Source organism: Sanguibacter keddieii DSM 10542, from assembly GCF_000024925.1.
Classification (GTDB): Bacteria; Actinomycetota; Actinomycetes; order Actinomycetales; family Cellulomonadaceae; genus Sanguibacter; species Sanguibacter keddieii.
Map to the genome: position 1 here is coordinate 212,601 of NC_013521.1, position 18,241 is coordinate 230,841.

The 18,241-nt window shown below is 72.8% G+C and carries 17 protein-coding genes; 6 read left to right on the forward strand and 11 right to left on the reverse strand.

The window, feature by feature from the left end:
• Positions 1–374 precede the first annotated feature (374 nt).
• The 3 genes from SKED_RS00980 (at position 375) to SKED_RS00990 (ending at position 2,041) form a co-directional block, all read left to right on the forward strand.
• Positions 375–869: a hypothetical protein gene (locus tag SKED_RS00980; RefSeq protein ID WP_012865241.1), complete on the forward strand. Its 495-nt coding sequence runs from the start codon at positions 375–377 to the stop codon at positions 867–869.
• Positions 870–971: 102 nt separating this feature from the next.
• Positions 972–1,469, forward strand: a complete 498-nt coding sequence (locus SKED_RS00985) for a hypothetical protein (protein ID WP_012865242.1) — start codon at positions 972–974, stop codon at positions 1,467–1,469.
• Between the two features lie 8 nt (positions 1,470–1,477).
• Positions 1,478–2,041, forward strand: coding sequence for a hypothetical protein (locus tag SKED_RS00990; protein WP_143755608.1), 564 nt, complete (start codon positions 1,478–1,480; stop codon positions 2,039–2,041).
• 8 nt (positions 2,042–2,049) lie between these two features.
• On the opposite strand, the gene SKED_RS00995 is transcribed toward SKED_RS00990, so the two are convergent.
• The 9 genes from SKED_RS00995 to SKED_RS01040 all read right to left on the reverse strand — a co-directional run bounded on the left by SKED_RS00995 (position 2,050) and on the right by SKED_RS01040 (position 11,562).
• Positions 2,050–3,390, reverse strand: a complete 1,341-nt coding sequence (locus SKED_RS00995; RefSeq protein WP_012865244.1) for an MFS transporter — start codon at positions 3,388–3,390, stop codon at positions 2,050–2,052.
• Positions 3,387–4,721, reverse strand: coding sequence for an NtaA/DmoA family FMN-dependent monooxygenase (locus SKED_RS01000; protein ID WP_012865245.1), 1,335 nt, complete (start codon positions 4,719–4,721; stop codon positions 3,387–3,389). Before SKED_RS01000 ends, SKED_RS00995 begins: the two co-directional genes overlap by 4 nt.
• Positions 4,721–5,497 (reverse strand): cysteine hydrolase family protein, encoded by a 777-nt coding sequence (locus SKED_RS01005; protein ID WP_012865246.1) that lies wholly within the window; start codon positions 5,495–5,497, stop codon positions 4,721–4,723. The genes SKED_RS01000 and SKED_RS01005 overlap by 1 nt, the downstream gene beginning before the upstream one ends.
• Positions 5,494–6,588 carry an LLM class flavin-dependent oxidoreductase gene (locus tag SKED_RS01010; RefSeq protein ID WP_012865247.1) on the reverse strand — a complete coding sequence of 365 codons (1,095 nt, stop codon included), beginning with the start codon at positions 6,586–6,588 and terminating at the stop codon, positions 5,494–5,496. The genes SKED_RS01005 and SKED_RS01010 overlap by 4 nt, the downstream gene beginning before the upstream one ends.
• Positions 6,589–6,700: 112 nt before the next feature.
• Positions 6,701–7,831, reverse strand: coding sequence for an ABC transporter substrate-binding protein (locus tag SKED_RS01015; protein ID WP_012865248.1), 1,131 nt, complete (start codon positions 7,829–7,831; stop codon positions 6,701–6,703).
• Positions 7,832–8,032: 201 nt separating this feature from the next.
• Entirely contained in the window at positions 8,033–8,959 is a 927-nt protein-coding gene (locus SKED_RS01020) for an ABC transporter permease (protein ID WP_012865249.1), read from the reverse strand.
• 9 nt (positions 8,960–8,968) lie between these two features.
• Positions 8,969–9,904 (reverse strand): ABC transporter ATP-binding protein, encoded by a 936-nt coding sequence (locus SKED_RS01025; RefSeq protein WP_012865250.1) that lies wholly within the window; start codon positions 9,902–9,904, stop codon positions 8,969–8,971.
• Positions 9,901–10,482 carry a flavin reductase family protein gene (locus SKED_RS01030; RefSeq protein ID WP_012865251.1) on the reverse strand — a complete coding sequence of 194 codons (582 nt, stop codon included), beginning with the start codon at positions 10,480–10,482 and terminating at the stop codon, positions 9,901–9,903. Before SKED_RS01030 ends, SKED_RS01025 begins: the two co-directional genes overlap by 4 nt.
• A gap of 651 nt (positions 10,483–11,133) precedes the next feature.
• Positions 11,134–11,562, reverse strand: coding sequence for a hypothetical protein (locus SKED_RS01040; protein WP_012865253.1), 429 nt, complete (start codon positions 11,560–11,562; stop codon positions 11,134–11,136).
• Positions 11,563–11,795: 233 nt separating this feature from the next.
• On the opposite strand from SKED_RS01040, the gene SKED_RS01045 reads away from it, so the two are divergent.
• Both SKED_RS01045 and SKED_RS01050 read left to right on the forward strand, forming a co-directional pair.
• Positions 11,796–12,536, forward strand: coding sequence for an HAD family hydrolase (locus SKED_RS01045; RefSeq protein WP_012865254.1), 741 nt, complete (start codon positions 11,796–11,798; stop codon positions 12,534–12,536).
• A complete protein-coding gene (locus SKED_RS01050) occupies positions 12,533–15,010 on the forward strand; it encodes a glycoside hydrolase family 65 protein (protein WP_012865255.1) in 2,478 nt (825 codons plus the stop codon). The genes SKED_RS01045 and SKED_RS01050 overlap by 4 nt, the downstream gene beginning before the upstream one ends.
• Before the next feature lie 99 nt (positions 15,011–15,109).
• Here the strand turns inward: SKED_RS01050 and SKED_RS01055 are convergent, their stop codons facing one another.
• Together SKED_RS01055 and SKED_RS01060 are read right to left on the reverse strand one after the other, a co-directional pair.
• Positions 15,110–16,441: an FtsX-like permease family protein gene (locus SKED_RS01055; RefSeq protein WP_012865256.1), complete on the reverse strand. Its 1,332-nt coding sequence runs from the start codon at positions 16,439–16,441 to the stop codon at positions 15,110–15,112.
• The gene (locus SKED_RS01060; RefSeq protein ID WP_012865257.1) at positions 16,438–17,217 is read right to left on the reverse strand and encodes an ABC transporter ATP-binding protein; all 780 of its coding nucleotides are present in this window, start codon (positions 17,215–17,217) and stop codon (positions 16,438–16,440) included. The genes SKED_RS01055 and SKED_RS01060 overlap by 4 nt, the downstream gene beginning before the upstream one ends.
• 250 nt (positions 17,218–17,467) lie before the next feature.
• Between SKED_RS01060 and SKED_RS01065 the strand changes: the two genes are divergently transcribed.
• Entirely contained in the window at positions 17,468–18,160 is a 693-nt protein-coding gene (locus SKED_RS01065; protein ID WP_012865258.1) for a Pr6Pr family membrane protein, read from the forward strand.
• Positions 18,161–18,241: the final 81 nt, after the last annotated feature.

Here is an 18,241-nt window from a genome sequence, read left to right on the forward strand (position 1 = left end):
CAGATCTTGAGTCCCACAGTCGTGAGCTTCGCAGAAGCGCCGAGGAGAACCCCCGCGAGCACCGCTCGACGGGGGTTCTGTCGTCTGCGCCGCCGTGGGACCGGGTGAGATCTCGAGGTGTGGTGCACAGGGCTCCGAGAGAGCTCCAGGCCCGTGACCAGCGCCGCGACGCGTCCCGATCGACCCGAGGTGCCCGCCCCAGGATGATCGTTCCGTTCGTCCGGAGAAGCCGATCTGCTCGATTCGCCCAGAGGCTCACGGTCGGTGCTACTTTCGCAGAGGCGGCCTCGACTGAGGTCGGCCCCGCCGGTCACCAGCTCTCGACCGGTCCCGTGGCCGCACGCCGACTGCACGTCCAATCAGGGGAGGCCCTCGTGGCCGAGATCCGACGTCCTGCGAAGAAGCGCACAGCACTGGTCCTGACGGCGGTGCTCGTCGCCGCCGGTGGAGGCGTCGCGTACGCCTACTGGACCGCGTCCGGCTCGGGCACCGGGGAGGCGACGACCGGGACCGCCGTGGCCTTCACCATCGCCAGCGACCCGGCGGTCGGCGAGATCTCCCCCGGGAGCGCCGGTCAGACCGTCGACTTCACGGTGACCAACCCCGGGACCGGCTCTCAGCTGCTCGAGGCCGTCACGGTGACCACCGCCGACGCCGACGGGGTGGCGTGGGTGCCGGCAGGTGCCTGCGAGGCCGCCGACTACACGGCGACCATCTCCACCCCGGTCCCTGCGGGCGAGGTCCCTGCGGGGGGCTCCGTCGAGGGCGTCGCGACGATCACGCTGGCGAACACCGGCGTGAACCAGGACGACTGCCAGGGCCAGGCCGTGCCGCTCTACTTCGAGGTGAGCGCCGCCCCGATCCCGTGATCGGCTCCCGGGCCCCGAGGCGGCTCACATCCCTCGGGTCCCGGGTACGGCACGCGTCGGCCGACGACGCCCCGCTCCCGACCTGACAGGACGGCACACCTCGTGCACAGCCCCACATCGACGACGCTCCGAGCCCCGGTCCACGGGTCGCGGCGCCGGGTCCGTCCTGCCGTGGCCGTCGCGGCTGCGGCGCTCGTCGGCGTCGCGCTCCTCCCGGCCGCTGCCGCCGGGCCGGCTGCGGCCTTCTGGACAGCCTCGACCACCGGTTCCGCCGCAGCCACGACGGCGGTCCTCGCGACCCCGACGGGCGCCTCGGTCCCCACGACGAGCGGCCCTGACGTCGCCGTCACCTGGGAGCCCGGTGCGGACGGGGCTACCGCCGACGGCTTCCTCGTGCTGCGGGACGACGGTGTCTCGGTCGAGGCCGCCTGCGGCTCGGGCCCGGGTGCCCTCGTCGCAGGCACGAGCTGCACCGACTCCGTCCCGACCGACGGGACCTACACCTACGTGGTCGTCGCGGTCCGCGCCACGTGGACCTCCTCCAGCACGGCGAGCCCCGCCGTCGTGGTCACCAGCCCGATCGTCGAGGAGACCCCATGAGGTGCGACATGCTGCCTGCCACCGGCCTGGACACCCCGCTCGCGGTGGTCCTCGGTGTGGCGCTGTGCTGCGTGCTCCTCGGTGTCCTCGGGACGGCCGCCCGCTCGCGGCACCGTCGGGGTGCGCTCGGCGCCCTCGTGCTGGTGCTCGCCCTCGTGGTGACCGTCGGACCCGGGCTCGCCGCGGCACCCGCCCAGGCCGCTGACGCGGGGTGCGTGCAGGAGGGCGCCGACGGTCGCCTGACCGTCACGCAGACCTCGACGATGGACGGGTTGGCGCCGGGCGTCGCACCTGCCGCGATCGCGGGGCTGCTCGTGAACGTGAGCACCGACGCGACGGTGGTCGCCGCGGTCGACGTCGAGATCCTCTCGGTGGTCCCGACCGGGGCCGGGGCGTGCGACGCCGAGGACTACACCGTCCTCGACCCCCGCATGCGTGTCGACCAGACGCTCCAGGGTGGCGCGTCGGCCACCTTCGAGGGCGCGTCGATCGGCTTCCGCTCGACAGCGGAGAACCAGGACGCCTGCCAGGGGGCGACCGTCCGGTTGCTCTACACCGTCGTGCCCGGCTGAGCCCCGGTCTACGGCCTCGTCCTTCGCACCAGCACCAGGTAGGCGACCGCCGACACCGCGGCGACCGCGGCCAGCGTGAGGCTCGCGGCTCCCGCCCCCCAGTGGTCCAGGGCCAGGCCGAGGGCGAGCGGGCCGACGACGGCACCGAGGTCGCCGGTCGAGCGGAAGATGCCCATCGCGGCGCCCTGGCGGCCCGGTGCGGCGACGTCGGCGAGGACGACGCCGGGGACGATGCCGCCGACCGCTGCCCCGACGCCGGCGGTCACGACGACCGCGCCGAAGAGCAGCGGGGTGTCGGCCACGGGGTACAGGGCGATCGCCACCGCGGCGACGAGCATGCCGGGGACGAGGAGCCGTCGTCGCCAGCCCGCGTCGAGCAGACGCGCGAGCAGGGGCAGCAGCCCGAGCGAGACGAGGGTGATGACGCCGATCGACAGGCCCAGCTGGGTCGAGCTCATGCCGACGCGGTCGCCGAGGATCGGCACGAGGGACTGCTCGCCCCCGAACCGGATGACGAACACCGCGAAGCCGACGACGTTGAGCCCCACGAACGCCGCCAGGTCCGTCGCGACCCGCCGCCGCGCACCTGCTCCGGCAGCCGAGCCGTCGAGTTCGTGAGTTTCGAGCGAGTTCGGTACGTGGGAGGCACGAACTCGCTCTGAAGTCACGAACTCGGCGTCGGCCTCCACCGGAGCCAGACCCGGAGCCGGCGCCGCCTTCCCCCAGAACTCCTGGTCGGGCTGCAGCAGCGTCCACACGAGGCAGGCCACCGCCGGCACCGCCGCCGCGAAGAACACGGCGTGCAGCCCCCACCTGTCCAGCACCAGCCCGCCGACCACCGGCCCCATGGCCCCGCCCGCCAGCTGCACGGCCTGCGCCGTGGCGAGCACCGTCCCGCGGGCGTCGGCGGGAGCCCGCGCGGTCACGACGGCCAGACCGATGGTGACCACCGACCCGCCGAGCACCCCCGCGAAGAACCGCGCCACGAGCAGCACGGGCAGCGTCGGTGCGAAGGCCGTCAGCACGGTCACGACCACCAGGCCGACGAGCGCTCCCAGCAGCAGGCGCCGCGGCCCGAACCTGTCGGCCAGCAGCCCGGCGGGGATGTTGACGAGCAGCCGCCCGACGCCGAAGGCCGCGACGATCGCGCCGAGCAGGAACGACGACACCGAGAACATGTCGCCGTAGCGGGGGAGGGCGGGGACGATCGCACCCCAGGTGATCTGCGCGCTGGCCACGAGGCAGCACGCGATGACGATCTGCCGCCGCAGCCGGGCCGGCAGCGGCTTCCGCGCAGGCCGCGCGGGTCGCGCCTCCTCGGCGACCGCTGCCGCACCCCGGCCGCTCACAGCAGGTTCTCGCGCAGCGTCGTGCCCGCGTACCTTTCGCTGACGAGCCCGCGGCGGCGCAGCTCCGGGACGAGCAGGTCGGTGACCTCGTAGAGCGACGACGGCATGGACTGCGGGTTGCAGATCATGAACCCGCCGTTGGAGCCGGTCGCGAGGAACTGCTCCTCGAGCTCGTCGGCCACCTGCTCGGCGGTCCCGGCGATGGTCTGCTCGTAGCCGGTCGCGTACTTCCAGCCCTCCTCGAAGAACTCGGTCCGCGTGAGCACGCCGTCGTCGCCGCGGCGCGCGATGAGCCGCTGCACGAACCCGGACTGGGTGGCCTGCGCGGCCGCGATCTGCTCGGCGACCTCCGCGAGCGTGAACTTCTCGGGCAGCACGGAGAAGTCGAAGCCCGAGTTGTACGACAGGTATGCCCCGACGGCGTCGTCGTCCATGAGCATCGACGCCATCTCCTCCTTGCGGGCGGCAGCCTCGGCGGCCGTCCGCCCGAGCACCACCTGCGTGGCCCAGAGGATGCCGACGTCCTCGGGCCGGCGCCCGGCAGCCGTCAGGGCGTCGTCGAGAGCGGCCCTGTGCTTCACCTGCGAGGGCAGGTGCCCGCCGAGGCCGAAGACGACGTCGGCGAAGGATGCGCTCGCGGCGATGCCGCGCGGGGACGCGCCGGCCTGCACGAGCACGGGGTGGCCCTGCGGGCTCGGCACGGAGGGCAGCGGGCCGGCGACGTCGAAGAACTCGCCGTGGTGGTCCACGCGGTGCACCTTGGACGGGTCGGCGAACTGCCCGGTGCTGCGGTCGCGGAGGATCGCGTCGGGCTCGACGGAGTCCCACAGCGCCTTGCAGACGGACACGAACTCCTCCATGCGCTCGTAGCGCTGGTCGTGGTCCATGAGCCCGTCGAAGCCGTAGTTCGCGGCGTCGGCCACACGCCCCGAGGCGACGACGTTGAAGGCCAGCCGGCCCTTCGTCACGTGGTCCAGGGAGTTGAGCAGCCGGGCCGTGTAGAAGGGGTGCATGTACGTCGAGGAGTAGGTCAGGCCGAAGCCGATGTGCTGCGTGGCCTGGGCCATCGCCGCGATGAAGGGGCTCATGTCCTGGCGGGGCCACTGGATGCCGTAGCGGATCGCGGCGTCCATCGACTGTTCCCAGGTGTCCGGGATCCCGGTGCCGTCGCCGAAGAACAGCATGTCGATGCCGCCGCGCTCAGCCGCGACGGCCAGCTCGGTGAACAGGCCGACGTCCGGGTAGTCGGCGCCGACCCAGGAGCCGGGCGCGGCCCACTTGCCCTCGGTGTGCGTGAACGAGATGTCGAAGGCGAGCTTCATGGTGGTCATCAGGGCCTCCCGGCGGGGATCGGCTCGGCGACGGCCACTGTCGAGGGCGACGGTGCTGTGGCGGACGGCGGTGCGGTGGGCTGAGCGGTGGACGGTGCGACGGGCTGTGGTGCGGGGGCTGCTGCGGCGTGGGCCCAGGCGGCCGCGACGGCTGCGGACGTCGCGACGACCGCGGCGTTCTCGGCGAGGACGGTGAGCGCGTGGGCGTGGGTCTGGGCGTCGTAGGCGGCGGTCGCGTCGGAGGTCATGACGGCGCGGAAGCCCAGCTGGAATGCGTCGCGGACGGTCCCGTCGACGCAGCACTCGCTGGTGAGGCCGGCGGCGACCACCCAGGTCACTCCGGACCCGCGGAGGTGGGCCTCGAGGCCTGTCCCGAGGAACCCGGAGTAGCGGCGCTTGGGCACGACCGTCTCGCCGGGGAGCGGGGCGACCCCGAACCACTCGGCGCCCGGCGTGCCGACGACGCAGGGTTCCTCGGCCTCGGGCCAGGCCGCCGCGTCGAGCCCGCGCAGCCACAGCGAGGTACCCCACGGCTCGTCGGGGAGCTGCTCGAGAGCGACCCACACGACCGGCACCCCGGTCGCGCGGGCCTGGTCCACGAGCCACGCGGTGCGGGTCACCGCGGCGTCGACCGCGGCGAGACCGGCCTCGTCGAGCCACGGAAGGTAGGCGGGGTCGGCGAAGGACCGCTGGACGTCGACGACGACCAGCGCGGCCTCGGCGAGCGGACCGGGCAGCGGGCGGACGGTGCCGTCGACGCCCGTCAGGGTCGTCACGCGACGCCCTCGAGCACGGCTGCCGGGCGCAGCAGGGGCAGGACGGTCTCGCCGAAGACGGGGAGGTCGGCGTGGTAGTCGGGGAAGATCATCATGAGCCCGTCGATGCCGGTCTCCTCGACGAGCTCGGAGATGCGCTCGGACACGGTCTCGGGGGAGCCGTGCACCACGGCGGTCTGGAAGGCCTCGTCCTCGGGGGCTGCGGCCGTCATGGACATCGCCTTGTCGAGCGGCAGGCCCCACGACGTCTTCATGTTGACGATGGCGTCGATGTCGGCGCCGCGCCCGTACTCGCGGCGCTTCGCCTCCGCCTCGGCGTCCGTCTCGCCGAGCACCACCGTGCACATCGAGTACGTCTTGATCGAGCGGCCGTTCGCGGCAGCCGCCTCCTTGACCTGGTCGGAGACCTTGCGCAGGCCGGGCAGGTCGTCGGCGGTGAGGAAGGACCCGTCGCAGTGCCGGGCCTGGAAGTCGACGCCGGCCGGGGAGCGGCCCGCGCTGATGAGCGTCGGGCGCACCACGGGGTGCGGGCGGGACTGGCAGTCCTCGAGGTCGAAGAACTCCCCGTGGTGGGTCACGGAGTCCTCGGACCACAGACGCTCGAGGACGCTCGTCCACTCCTCGGTGTACCGGTAGCGGGCGGCGTGGTCGAGGGACTCGTCCCACAGGCCCATCTGCGAGAACTCCTGCGCGTACGCACCGACCACGATGTTCATGCCGGCGCGACCGCCGCTGATCTGCTGCATGGTCGTGTACATCTTCGCGGCGATCGCGGGGTTGAACAGGTTGGTGTGGATGGTCGCCCAGATCTTCACGCGGCTCGTGGCCTCCGCGAGGCCCGACATCATCGACACGGACTCGAGGGTGCGGCCCCAGTGGTCTGTGGTGCCGCCGTAGCCGCGCCACTTGCCCATCGACATGATGAAGTCGAGGCCGGCCTCCTCCGCGAGGATCGCGGCCTTCCGGTTGTACTCGTAGGTGGCCTGCGGGTGGGGTGCGGTCTCGGACATGATCCAGCCGCCGTTGCCGATCGGCAGGAAGATGCCGAGCTCGGGGCCCGAGGTGCTGGTGGTGGCGTCGGTCGTCGTCATGATGGTCCTTCGTGGTGCGGTGTGGTCGTGCGGCAGGTGCGGGACCCGGGGCGCCCGTGCGGGGGCCGGACGCCCCGGGAGTGGTGAGGCGCGTTGTGTCAGAGGCGCTCGGTCAGGGAGCGGGCCAGACGAGCTCGGTGCCGTCGTAGATCGCCGTGAGGAAGGACGGGTCGAAGACGTCGCTCACGGTCGGGAGCTCGTCGAGCTCGCCCGAGGCGACGAGCGCCTCGCCCTCGGAGGTGGTGAGCGCGTCGTCGTGGAAGCCGAGCGGGCTGCCCTCGGGCGTGGACTCCGTGACGAGCGCCGACTCCGTCTCCCAGATCTTGAGGTTGTGCTCCTCGTCGTAGCCGGACTCCGCGACGTCGGCGGCGAAGCCGACGCACTCGGCGCCGTTGGTCTCGCAGTACTCGAAGGCCTTGGAGGTCGCCCGCAGGTAGTCCTCGACCGCGGTCGGGTGCTCGGCGGCGAAGGCGGGGTTGGCGACGATGGTGCCGAAGGACCCGGAGATGCCGTAGTCCTCGGGGTTCCACTCGGTGACCTCCTCGCCCATGGCGGCGAGCAGCAGCGGCTCGTTCGACTTGTAGCCGGTGAGGGACTGCACCTGGCCGCGCGGCAGGACCGTCGGGTCGTAGCCGACCTCGACCTGCTCGATCGCGTCGAGGTCCACGCCCTCCTCGACGAGCATGGCGCGCAGCGGTGCGGGCAGGGAGCCCTTGTGGCCGAGGATCGTGCCCTCGAGCTGGGTGAGGTCGGTGATGTCGGTGCCGGTCATGAGGGTCGCGATCGGCACGTGACCCCAGGTCGCGATGCCGGTGACGTCGATGCCGCCCGCGACGGCCTTGAGGGCCTCCGCGTCGTTGCCGAGGGAGGTCACCTGCGCGGTGCCGGCTGCCACGAGCTGGGCGTTCGCGGCCGTGTCGCCGGTGCCCGGCTGGATCTCGACGTCGAGGCACAGGGCGTCGAAGTAGCCGAGGGAGTCGGCGGCGAGCGCCTCGAGGATGCCTGCGGACGACTGGTACTGGTAGCCGGTGATGTAGGTGATGGTCCCTGCGGCCTCGTTCTCGGCGCAGCGCTCGGCGGAGATCGCGCTGCCCTCGGCGGCGGCCGAGCCGGACGGGGCGGTGTCGTCGGAGCCCTCGGCGTCGCCCGAGCAGGCGGCGAGGGAGAGCAGCAGGGTTGCGCCCACGGTCGCGGCGAGCGCGGGCCGGAGGGTGCGGAGCTGACGGCGGTATCGGGGAGCCATGGTGGTGCCTTTCGCAGAAGAGCCGAGGAGAGGGGGGTGCACGTACTGCGGGGACTGCGGACAGCGGGACTGCAGACAGCGGGGACTACGGGCTCGGGGTCAGGGACGGACCCGAGGGCTGGGGGCTGCAGGTGCAGGTGCAGCGGGAGGGGAGAGCACGAGGCAGGAGCGGGGCGACGGTGGAGAGCGCCGCTGCGCTCCTCAGCTGGTCGCGCCCTGCTGAGACTCGTGCCAGAAGAGCAGGCGCTTCTCGACCACGGTGATGAGCAGGAGCATCACGACGCCCATCGCGGCCAGCCAGGCGATCGCCGCGTACAGCTGGGCGAGCTGGGAGTTGGCGGCCGAGGTCTTGATCATCGTGCCGAGGCCGGACGACGATCCCGGGGCGACGAACTCGGCGACCACGGCCCCGACGATCGACAGCGGGAGCACGACGCGCAGCGCGGCGAGCGTGAAGGGCAGGGCGCTCGGCATCCGCAGCCGCAGCAGCACCTCGAGGCGCGAGGCGTGCAGCGTCGAGAAGACGTGCAGCACCGGCACAGGCACCGACCGCAGGCCCGTCGTCACGTTGATGAGCACCGGGAAGAACGTGATGATCGCGGTGACGATCACCTTCGGTGTCATGCCGAAGCCGAAGGCGACGACGAGCGCCGGGGCGAGCGCGACGACGGGCGTCACGTTGAGCACGATCGCCAGCGGCATGATGGCCCGCCGCAGCACCCCGATCTCGCTCATGACGACCGCGAGGACGAAGGCGGCGCCAAAACCGATGCCCAGGCCGACGATCGCGATCTGCAGCGTCGCCCACGCGTTCGAGGCGAACAGCGCGGAGTCCTCGACGAGCAGCTCGCCGACCGCGGACAGCGGCGGCAGCAGGTACTTGTTCTCCGCCGCGACCCACGACCACGCGAGCGCCACGACGACGACCGAGACCGTCGTGGGGAGCCAGGTCGACGGACGCAGTCCGCGGGGGAGGCGCGACCGGCGTCGTGCCGAGGTCGTCGGCGCGGCCGTGGACGGCGCCGGGGCGGAGGAGGCCGAGGCGGCTGTCTCCGTCGTGTCCGTCGGGGCCGTGCTCGTGGTGCTGGGGACAGCCATGGTGGGCCTCCGGGTCGGGATCGTCGTCATGGGTGCTCCTCAGCCCGCCACGAGGTCGACCGGGGCGGCCCCGGCCTCCCACGCGCTCTGGAGGCTCGCGCGGACGCGGTCCTCGATGGTGTGCAGCTGCGGGCTGAGCAGGACGTCGGCGCCGCGGGGCCGCGGGAGGTCGACGTCGATGACCTCGTGCACCTGCCCGGGGCGGGCCGACATCACGACGACCTGGTCGGACAGCGTCACGGCCTCGCGGACCGAGTGGGTGACGAACAGGACCGTCGTGCGCATCCGCTGCCACAGCGTGAGCAGCTGGAGGCGCAGGGCCTCGCGGGTGAACTCGTCGAGCGCCGAGAAGGGCTCGTCCATGAGCAGGATCTCCGGCCGCAGCCCGAAGGCGCGGGCGATCGCGACGCGCTGCTGCATGCCGCCCGACAGCGCACCCGGGTGCTTGTCGGCCGCGTCGGTGAGGTTGACCATGTCGAGCAGCGAGTCGACGTCCGCGAAGGCGTCGAGCCCGGACGAGGCGCCCGGTGCCGACACTGCAGACAGGGCGGGGTGCTTGCGTTCCCGCTCAGCACGGCGGCGGTCCGCACGGCGGTTCACCTTGTGCGGGAGCTCCACGTTCTGCCGGACCGTGAGCCACGGCAGGAGGGCGGGAGCCTGCGGCACGAGGCCGACCGACTTGGCCGCGCAGGCCTCCTCCGGTGTCGCGCCGAAGATCGTGATCGACCCGTCGTCGAAGCCCTCGAGCCCCGCGACGGCCCGCAGCAGCGTCGACTTGCCGCAGCCGCTCGGCCCGATGAGGCTCACGAAGGTGCCGCGCGGCACGACCAGCTCGACGTCCGAGAGGGCGGCGACGCTCGTCCCCGGGTAGGTCTTGTGCAGCCCGCGGACGACGATGTGGTCCGGGTCGGCGACGACGTGCGGCGCGAGCGCCGCACCGGCGAGGGCGTCGGACGAGACCGCCTCGGCGCTCACGACGCCACCTGGGCGAGCTCGCGGAACATCCGGCCCTGGTACGTGAGCGGCTCGCGCTCACCGAGGTGCACGTGCTCGACCTCGAGCAGGATCACCGTGTGGTCGCCCGCCGTCCAGCGCTCGTGCACCCGGCCCTCGAGGGCGACCGTCGCGCCGGCCAGCACCGGGGCGCCGGTCGGGCCTGCGGGGAAGTCCGCGGCCGCGAACTTGTCGGCGCCCCGGGTGGCGAACACCTTGGACAGGTGCGCCTGGTCGGTCGCCAGGATGTTGATCGACGCGGTCTCCGCCACGAGGAACGCGTCGTGGCACTCGGCGGTGTCCGCGAGGCAGACGAGCACCAGGGCGGGGCTCATCGACACCGAGGTGACCGAGTTGGCCGTGAAGCCGTAGCGGGCCCCGTCGACCTCCGCGGTCACGACGCTCACGGAGGTGACCATCTGCGCGAGGCCCTCGCGGAAGGCGGCGGGGTTCGCGGCGATGTCGGTGACGGGCGGGGCAGAGGGAGTGTCAGCTGAGGCGGTGCCGACCGAGGTGGCGGTCGTGCCGACAGAGGTGAGGGTGACGGGCGAGGCGGTCATGCGCGGGGCTCCTTCGACGAGGGGTGCGTGCGGGGACGACGAGGGGAGCGCCGTCGCGGAGGTCGACGGCACGTGTGCCTGCAGGTGCCCGGGATGCGGGCGGCTGCGGGGACGACGCGGTCGGTGAGGGCGACGGTGCTCTGGTGCGGACGGCGGGTGCCGTCATGAGACGACCGCAGGTGGCGGTCTGCGCTCGGCGCTGCTGGGCGTGCGTGCCCAGCGCGGTCCGGCGGGTGGGCTCAGCCGGAGACTCCGGCGGGCGAGCCGGCGAGCGTCGGGAGCGCGAGCCACTGGTGCCGCTGGCACCACCGGGCTATGGGGTCCCGCACCGAGGGGTCCTGTGTCGCGGACGAGGCGACGTGCACGGGGTGCTGCTCCGGCAGGGCCGTCGCGGCCGTGAGTCTCGTCCGGGCGCTCGCGGTGCGCGAGCCCTGCTGGGGGTTCCCTACGAGTGCGTAGGCAGAAGACTGGCCCATGGGCCCTCCTTGTCGGTACCTCACCGGTCGTGGTGAGGAGCGTCGGAGAGCGGGCGGAAGCGTGATGGTCGACGGCCCGCGGGGATCGTTGACAGGAGCGACGCTACGGGCCGTGTGTTTCCGGATCAGACGCCGATTGTTACGACCGTGCGACAAGGTCGAGGTCCGTCGGCCCTCAGGCGAGCATGCGGGCGACCTGCGCCCCTGCCGTCGGGTCGGTGCGCACCAGGGCGACCTCGACGCCCTGCTGGGCGAGGGCGGCCGGCAGCCAGGCGCCGGTGACGAAGAGCCGTTCGAAGGGCTCGTTGACGACGACCACCGTGCGGGCCGTCGGGACCTGGGTGCGCAGCCAGGCGAGCTTGAAGGCGTCGGCGAGGACCTTGTTGCGCTGGGCCGACTTGACCGGCCCTGCGGCATAGGTCACCTGGACGAGGACCGCGCCCGCCACGCCGTGGCTGTCGGCGCTCCCGACACCGGCCCCGTCGACGCCCACGCGGACACCGGCGGGGAGCGTGAAGTCGCGCGGTGCGAGACGTACCCCGAGGTGGGTGGCCAGCGCGTCGAGGAGCGCGGCGTCGTGGGGCGGGAGGGCGGTCGTCGGCATGGCGCGAGCCTACGACCCGTGTGTTCCGGCGGCGTTACGCGCCGCGCGAAGTCGTGGCCTCCGACCGCGCTTCGCAGGCCTCGCGGTCGGTAGGCTGGACGCGCCGGGGGCGGTACCACCGACGCCCCTGCCCTCCTGCCTCACCCCCTGAACCCGTACCTCCCGCACGACCTGCCTGCGTCTCCCCTGGCGCACCCCTGCCCCGCCCGGTCCGACCCGAAGGATCCGCCTCCATGCTCCGTGCTGTGCTCTTCGACCTCGACGGTGTCCTGACACCGACCGCCGAGCTCCACATGCGCGCGTGGGAACGGCTGTTCGCGCCGTTCTGCACCGCCCGTGGGCTCGAGCCGTACACCGACGCCGACTACTTCGCGCACATCGACGGCAAGCCGCGCTTCGACGGGGTCCAGACGATGCTGGCCTCCCGCGGCGTCGAGCTCCCCTGGGGCTCGACCGACGACGCCCCTGGCGAGTCGACCGTCTGCGCCCTCGGCAACGAGAAGAACGACATCGTCAACGCCATGTTCGTGGAGGAGGGCATCGAGCCGTACCCGGGCTCTGTCCGCTTCCTCGACGCCGTCACCGCGGCCGGGGCGCACGTCGCCGTCGTCTCGTCGTCGCGCAACGCCCCGTCGGTGCTCGAGGCCGCCGGCCTGGCGCACCGCTTCGAGGTGGTCGTCGACGGAGCCGTCGCCGAGCGCGACGGGCTGCCGGGCAAGCCGGCCCCTGACACGTACCTGCGCGCCGCCGAGCTGCTCGGCGTGACCGCCGCCGAGGCCGTCGTCGTCGAGGACGCGCTCTCGGGCGTGCGCTCCGGGCGCGCCGGAGACTTCGGGCTGGTGCTCGGCGTCGACCGCGGCGTGGGCCGCGACGCGCTCCTCGCCGCCGGTGCCGACCTCGTGGTCGCCGACCTCGGTGAGCTCGACGCGTCCGTCCTGACCACCACCCTGCCCGCGGACGGGGGAGACCGGTGAGCCACCGCACCACCGACGAGAAGCAGCACGTCGACCGCAGCCGGTTCCCGGCCGACGAGTGGCGCCTCGTCGAGAAGCGCTTCTCGACCGAGGACCTCGGCGTCACCGAGACGCTGTTCTCGGTCGCCAACGGCTACCTCGGCCTGCGCGGCAACGTCGAGGAGGGGCGCGAGTCCCACACGCACGGGACCTTCGTCAACGGCTTCCACGAGACGTGGCCGATCCGGCACGCGGAGGAGGCCTTCGGTCTCGCGCAGGTCGGCCAGACGATCGTCAACGCCCCCGACGCCAAGGTGATCCGCCTCTACGTGGACGACGAGCCGCTGCTGCTGCCCGTCGCCGAGCTCGTCGACTACGAGCGGTCCCTCGACATGCGCGACGGCGTGCTGCGCCGCGACATCGTGTGGACCACGCCCGGCGGCAAGCGGGTGCAGATCCGCTCGCAGCGCATGGTGTCCTTCGCGGAGCGCCACCTCGCCGTGATGACCTTCGAGGTCACGATGCTCGACGAGGCCGCGCCCGTCGCGATCTCCTCGCAGATCCTCAACCGGCAGGACGGCGAGGACGAGTACCACGTGCGTGCCGCCGCGATGGGTGAGGGCTTCGACCCGCGCAAGGCCAACCAGTTCACCGGCCGCGTGCTCCAGCCGCAGACGCAGTGGGCCGACGACGAGCGCCTCGTGCTCTCGTACTCGGTGACCAACTCGGGCATGACGCTCGCCGTCGCCGCCGACCACCAGATGGTCACCGACAACCCCGTCGAGCTGCGCACCCTCGTCGAGGGTGACGTGGCCAAGCACGTGTTCCGCGTCGACGCGCAGCCCGGCCAGCCGATCCACCTCACCAAGACCGTGGCGTACCACACGTCCCGCGGCGTCCCCGCGCGCGAGCTCGTCGACCGGTGCCGCCGCACCCTCGACCGCGCCGGGCGCGACGGGCTCGAGGGCACCTTCCGGGCCCAGCGCGCCTGGCTCGACGACTTCTGGGCGCGGTCCGACGTCGAGATCCCCGGCCAGCCGGAGATCCAGCAGGCCGTGCGCTGGAACCTGTTCCAGCTGGCGCAGGCGAGCGCCCGCGCCGAGGGCAGCGGGGTCCCCGCCAAGGGACTCACCGGCTCCGGCTACGGTGGCCACTACTTCTGGGACACCGAGATCTACGTCCTGCCGTTCCTCACCTACACGAGCCCCCGGTACGCGCGGAACGCCCTGCGCTTCCGCTACCAGATGCTCGACGCCGCACGGAAGCGTGCGGGCCAGGTGTCGCAGCTGGGCGCGCTCTTCCCGTGGCGCACCATCAACGGCGAGGAGGCCTCGGCGTACTACGCGGCCGGGACCGCGCAGTACCACATCGACGCCGACATCAGCTATGCGCTGGTGCAGTACGTGCTGGCCACCGGGGACCGCGAGTTCTTGGAGCGCGAGGGCGTCGACATCCTCGTCGAGACCGCGCGCATGTGGGCCGACCTCGGGTTCTGGCGGGTCAACGGCGACGACGAGTTCCACATCCACGGCGTCACCGGCCCGGACGAGTACACGACGGTCGTCAACGACAACCTCTTCACCAACGTCATGGCGCGCTTCAACCTGCGTGCCGCGGTGCGGGCGCTCGAGATCATCGGCGAGACCGACCCGGCCTCGCGCGCCGACGTGGACGCCCGCCTGGGCATCACCCACGCCGAGGTGCACGAGTGGTCCAAGGCCGCCGAGAAGATGTCGATCCCGTGGGCCGAGCACCTGGGCATCCACCCGCAGGACTTCCACTTCCTCGAGCGCGAGGTGTGGGACGTCGCGGCGACCCCGGCGGACCGCCGGCCGCTGCTGCTGCACTACCACCCGCTCGTGATCTACCGCTACCAGGTGCTCAAGCAGGCCGACGTGGTGCTCGCGCTGTTCCTCCAGGGGAACCAGTTCACCGACGAGGAGAAGCTCGCGGACTTCGAGTACTACGACCCGTTGACCACGGGGGACTCGACGCTGTCGGGCGTGGTGCAGTCGATCGTCGCGGCCGAGGTCGGCTACCAGGACCTCGCGCTCGAGTACTTCGAGAAGTCCGTCTACGTGGACCTCGCGAACCTGCACGCCAACGCGTCCGACGGCGTCCACGTGGCGTCGGCGGGCGGCTCGTGGTCGGCTCTCGCCTTCGGCTTCGGCGGCATGCGGGACCACGACGGGCACGTCGCCTTCGACCCGCGCCTGCCGGCGTCGTGGGACTCGCTCACCTTCCGGGTGACGGTCAAGGGCTCGCGCCTGCGCGTGCACCTCACGGCCGGGGCCATCGAGCTGACCTGCGAGACCGGCGACGGTGCGCACGTCTCGGTCCGCGGCGTCCAGCACGACGTGCGCCCAGGCGAGCCGACGGTCGTCGCCCTCGAGGACCAGGGGCCCGTCCGCTCGGGACGGCCCAGCATGCGCCGGCTCTCGGGCAACCGCCGCGAGGACGGCACCCTCATCCAGGCCACCGTCCCGCACTCCTGAGCGCGTCCCCGGAGGTCGGGCACCTCAGCCACTCCACCACCGGCCACGCGACACGCCGAGGGGGTATCCCGCGGGATACCCCCTCGGCGTGTCCCGTCGTCAGACGCGGACGACGTCTCGGACGACCGCGCGGGACGCGGCCGCCCCGAGCAGGACGAGGCCGGTCGCGGCGAGGACGCTGAGGACGAACTGGACGACGACGGACACCTGGGTGAGCATCCCGGCGCCGAGGACCGGCAGCATGAACAGCAGGGCGAAGCCCGCTGAGGTACCGACGGTGACGACGAGCGGGATGAAGGTCTCGCGCATCCGCGCGGAGTCGAGCACCCGCAGGTCGGTGCCCGCGAGGGACAGCGCCCGGTACTCCGTCCGCTGGGCGATGACGTTGCCGGCCTGCATCACCCCGGTCGACACGGCGGCGAGCAGCCCGGCGATCGCGAGCGTGAGATAGCCGCCGGTCGCGATGTCACCGAGGAACACCGCCTCCTCGGGTGTGGCGCCTGACGACGCCGACGAGAACAGCGACGCGATGCTCGCGAGCCCGGCGATGAAGGTCGCGAGCGCGACCCCGCCGACGCTGCGCCACGCGGTCTTGGGGTCGTCGACCATCCTGCGGCCGGCGAGGAGCGTCGCAGCGGTCCGTGCGCGGTGCGCGGTCACCCTGCCCACCACCCACACGGTGAACGGCCCGACGAGGTTGAGCGTCGCGAAGCCGACCACGAGCATCACGCCGATGACGCCGACCCCCACCTGCCCGAAGCCCGTGGTGACGACGGCGAAGGCGCCCACCGCGACAGCAGCCACGAGAGCGCGCAACCAGGTCAGCCCAGGAGGCTGCACGCGGTTCGCGACGCCCAGTGGCGTGATCGCGACGCGCCGCAGGCTCATGGCGGACGACGCCACCGCGACGAGCACCACCCCGGCGAGCGCCGCGAGGACGATCGGCACGCCCGTCCACAGCTCGGCGAGCGCGAAGGTGCGCCCCTGAAAGTGCAGCCGCGCGACGAGCGGCAGCAGCGCCAGGTAGCCGACCACCCCGAGCGCGGCGCCGACGACGGCCTGCGCCGTCGCGTCCAGCACCGTCAGCCCGGTGACCTGACCGGTCGACGCCCCGGCGAGGCGCAGCGCTGCCAGGCGGGCGTCACGACGGGCGACGGCGAGGCGTGCCGCGGCGGCCCCGAGGGTGGTCAGCGGGACGACGAGCAGGCCGGTGGCCACCCATGCGAAGACCACGTACGACGCCGCGTCGGTGTCAGCACCGGGGGCCGCCGCGCGGTCCACGAAGGCGCCGACGCCGCCGAGGACCACGAGCAGCATCGCGGTCGCGACCGCGAAGGCGATGACCGCGAGGGTGGTGGTCAGGCGCTGCGGGTCGGTGCTCGACGCACCACGGCGGCGCAGCAGCCGCCACAGGGACCAGGTCGCCCTCATCGTGCCTGCCCTCCCTGCTCGGCGGGGGAAGGGGCGTCGTCCTGGCGCCCCGGTGCGAAGAACTCGCGGGAGACGAGCCCGTCCCGCATCGCGACGGTGCGCGAGCACCAGCGGGCGACCGTGGGGTCGTGGGTGACGACGACGAGCGCCGCACCGCTGCGGGCGGCGGCCTGCGTGAGCACGGCCATCACCTCGGCGCCGGTGGTCTGGTCGAGGGCACCGGTGGGCTCGTCGGCGAAGATCACGCCGGGAGACCCGACGAGCGCCCGAGCGATGGCCACACGCTGGGACTGCCCGCCGGACAGCTCGCCGGGGCGACGGTCTTCCATCCCCGCCAGCCCGAGGTCGCGCAGCCGTGCTGCGGCGGTCGCGACCGCGGCAGCGCGGGGCATGCCGCCCAGCATGAGCGGGAGGGCGGCGTTCTCGACCGCGGGGAGCTCGGGGAGCAGCTGGCCCGACTGGAACACGAAGCCGAAGTCCGAGCGGCGCAGCGCGGTGCGCTGGACGTCCTTGAGCGTCGCGAGGTCCTGCCCCCTCCACAGCACCGACCCGGAGGTCGGCCGCACGATGCCCGCGAGGCAGTGCAGGAGCGTCGTCTTGCCGGAGCCGGACGGACCCATGATCGCGACCGACTCAGCCGGTGCGATCGTCAGGTCGACGCCCGCGAGGGCGCGGGTGGCGGTGTGGTCGGTCCCGTAGACCATCTGCAGGGCGCGGGCGGTCAGGAGGGACGCGGCAGGGTGCTGCGGTGCCAGGGGAGAGGGTGTGGGCTGCATGCTCCCAGCCTGCTGCGCGAGGTCCCGCGACCGCGTCGGGCAGCGGGTGGGTCTGCGACGAGCGGGCGTCGGCCCGCAGGGGGAGGGCACGGCGGGTGGCCTCCGCTGCCAGGGGGACGGCGCGGCACGGGCCCTGTCGCCGTGGCCTCGCAGCGCAGCGCTCCTGGTCGGCCGATAGGCTCTGCTCCTGCCGCTCGGACGAGCGTGCGGCGCGGGCCGGTGCCCGCCACGAGGTGGAGGAGTGCGTCCCATGGGTGTCGTCGTCGGGCTGTACAGGATCGCGGTCGCGGTGTTCGCGCTGATCGGCACCCAGGAGATCTGGCGCGACGGAGACCCGTCCGGGCTCGTGTACTTCACCAACCAGTCCAACCTGCTGCTCGCGGTGGTCTTCGTGTGGGCGGGCTTCGCGTCGCTCGCGCGTCAGCCGCAGCCGCCCGCGTGGCTCAAGGGTGCGGTGACGCTGTTCATCCTCATCACCGGGCTCGTCGCGTACTTCATCCTGCCGCCCGACGCTCCCGGCGAGCCTGCTGTGGTGCTCGGGCTGACCGACGGGCAGATCGTCCACCAGCTCACGCCGATCATGGCCTTCGTCGACTTCCTGCTCTTCGACCCGCACCGACGGCTGCGCGTCAAGAACGCCGCCCTCTGGCTGCTGTACCCGGTCGCCTACTGCGCCTTCACCACCGTCCGCGGCGTCGTCCTCCCGGACACCGACTACCCCTACGGTTTCGTGGACGTCGCCGAGATCGGGTACCTCGGCCTCGTGCAGAACGTGGTGCTCTACGGCGTCGGGTTCTTCGTGCTCGGGCTGGTGATCGTCGGGATCGACCGCGTGCTGCCCCGCAACCCCGTGATCGGGCCGAAGGTGCCGGGCGGCGCGCGCCCCGGGTCGCGGTCAGGATCCGCGCGAGGACGCGGTTCCCGGAGCCGCTCGGAGGGCTGAGCCACCGCCGCCGGAGGCCGGTGAGGCCCCTGGCGGGCCTCGGGTTGAGCGGCGTGTCGTGGGTCACGGAGAACTGATTTG

Bases quoted from the DNA above. Each gene is read 5' to 3' on its own strand.
- SKED_RS01030 (WP_012865251.1), bottom strand. From the start codon at position 10,482: ATGACCGCCTCGCCCGTCACCCTCACCTCTGTCGGCACGACCGCCACC.
- SKED_RS01065 (WP_012865258.1), top strand. From the start codon at position 17,468: ATGGGTGTCGTCGTCGGGCTGTACAGGATCGCGGTCGCGGTGTTCGCG.
- SKED_RS01055 (WP_012865256.1), bottom strand. From the start codon at position 16,441: ATGAGGGCGACCTGGTCCCTGTGGCGGCTGCTGCGCCGCCGTGGTGCG.
- SKED_RS01015 (WP_012865248.1), bottom strand. From the start codon at position 7,831: ATGGCTCCCCGATACCGCCGTCAGCTCCGCACCCTCCGGCCCGCGCTC.
- SKED_RS01045 (WP_012865254.1), top strand. From the start codon at position 11,796: ATGCTCCGTGCTGTGCTCTTCGACCTCGACGGTGTCCTGACACCGACC.
- SKED_RS01040 (WP_012865253.1), bottom strand. From the start codon at position 11,562: ATGCCGACGACCGCCCTCCCGCCCCACGACGCCGCGCTCCTCGACGCG.
- SKED_RS01000 (WP_012865245.1), bottom strand. From the start codon at position 4,721: ATGACCACCATGAAGCTCGCCTTCGACATCTCGTTCACGCACACCGAG.
- SKED_RS01010 (WP_012865247.1), bottom strand. From the start codon at position 6,588: ATGACGACGACCGACGCCACCACCAGCACCTCGGGCCCCGAGCTCGGC.
- SKED_RS01060 (WP_012865257.1), bottom strand. From the start codon at position 17,217: ATGCAGCCCACACCCTCTCCCCTGGCACCGCAGCACCCTGCCGCGTCC.
- SKED_RS00990 (WP_143755608.1), top strand. From the start codon at position 1,478: ATGCTGCCTGCCACCGGCCTGGACACCCCGCTCGCGGTGGTCCTCGGT.
- SKED_RS01020 (WP_012865249.1), bottom strand. From the start codon at position 8,959: ATGACGACGATCCCGACCCGGAGGCCCACCATGGCTGTCCCCAGCACC.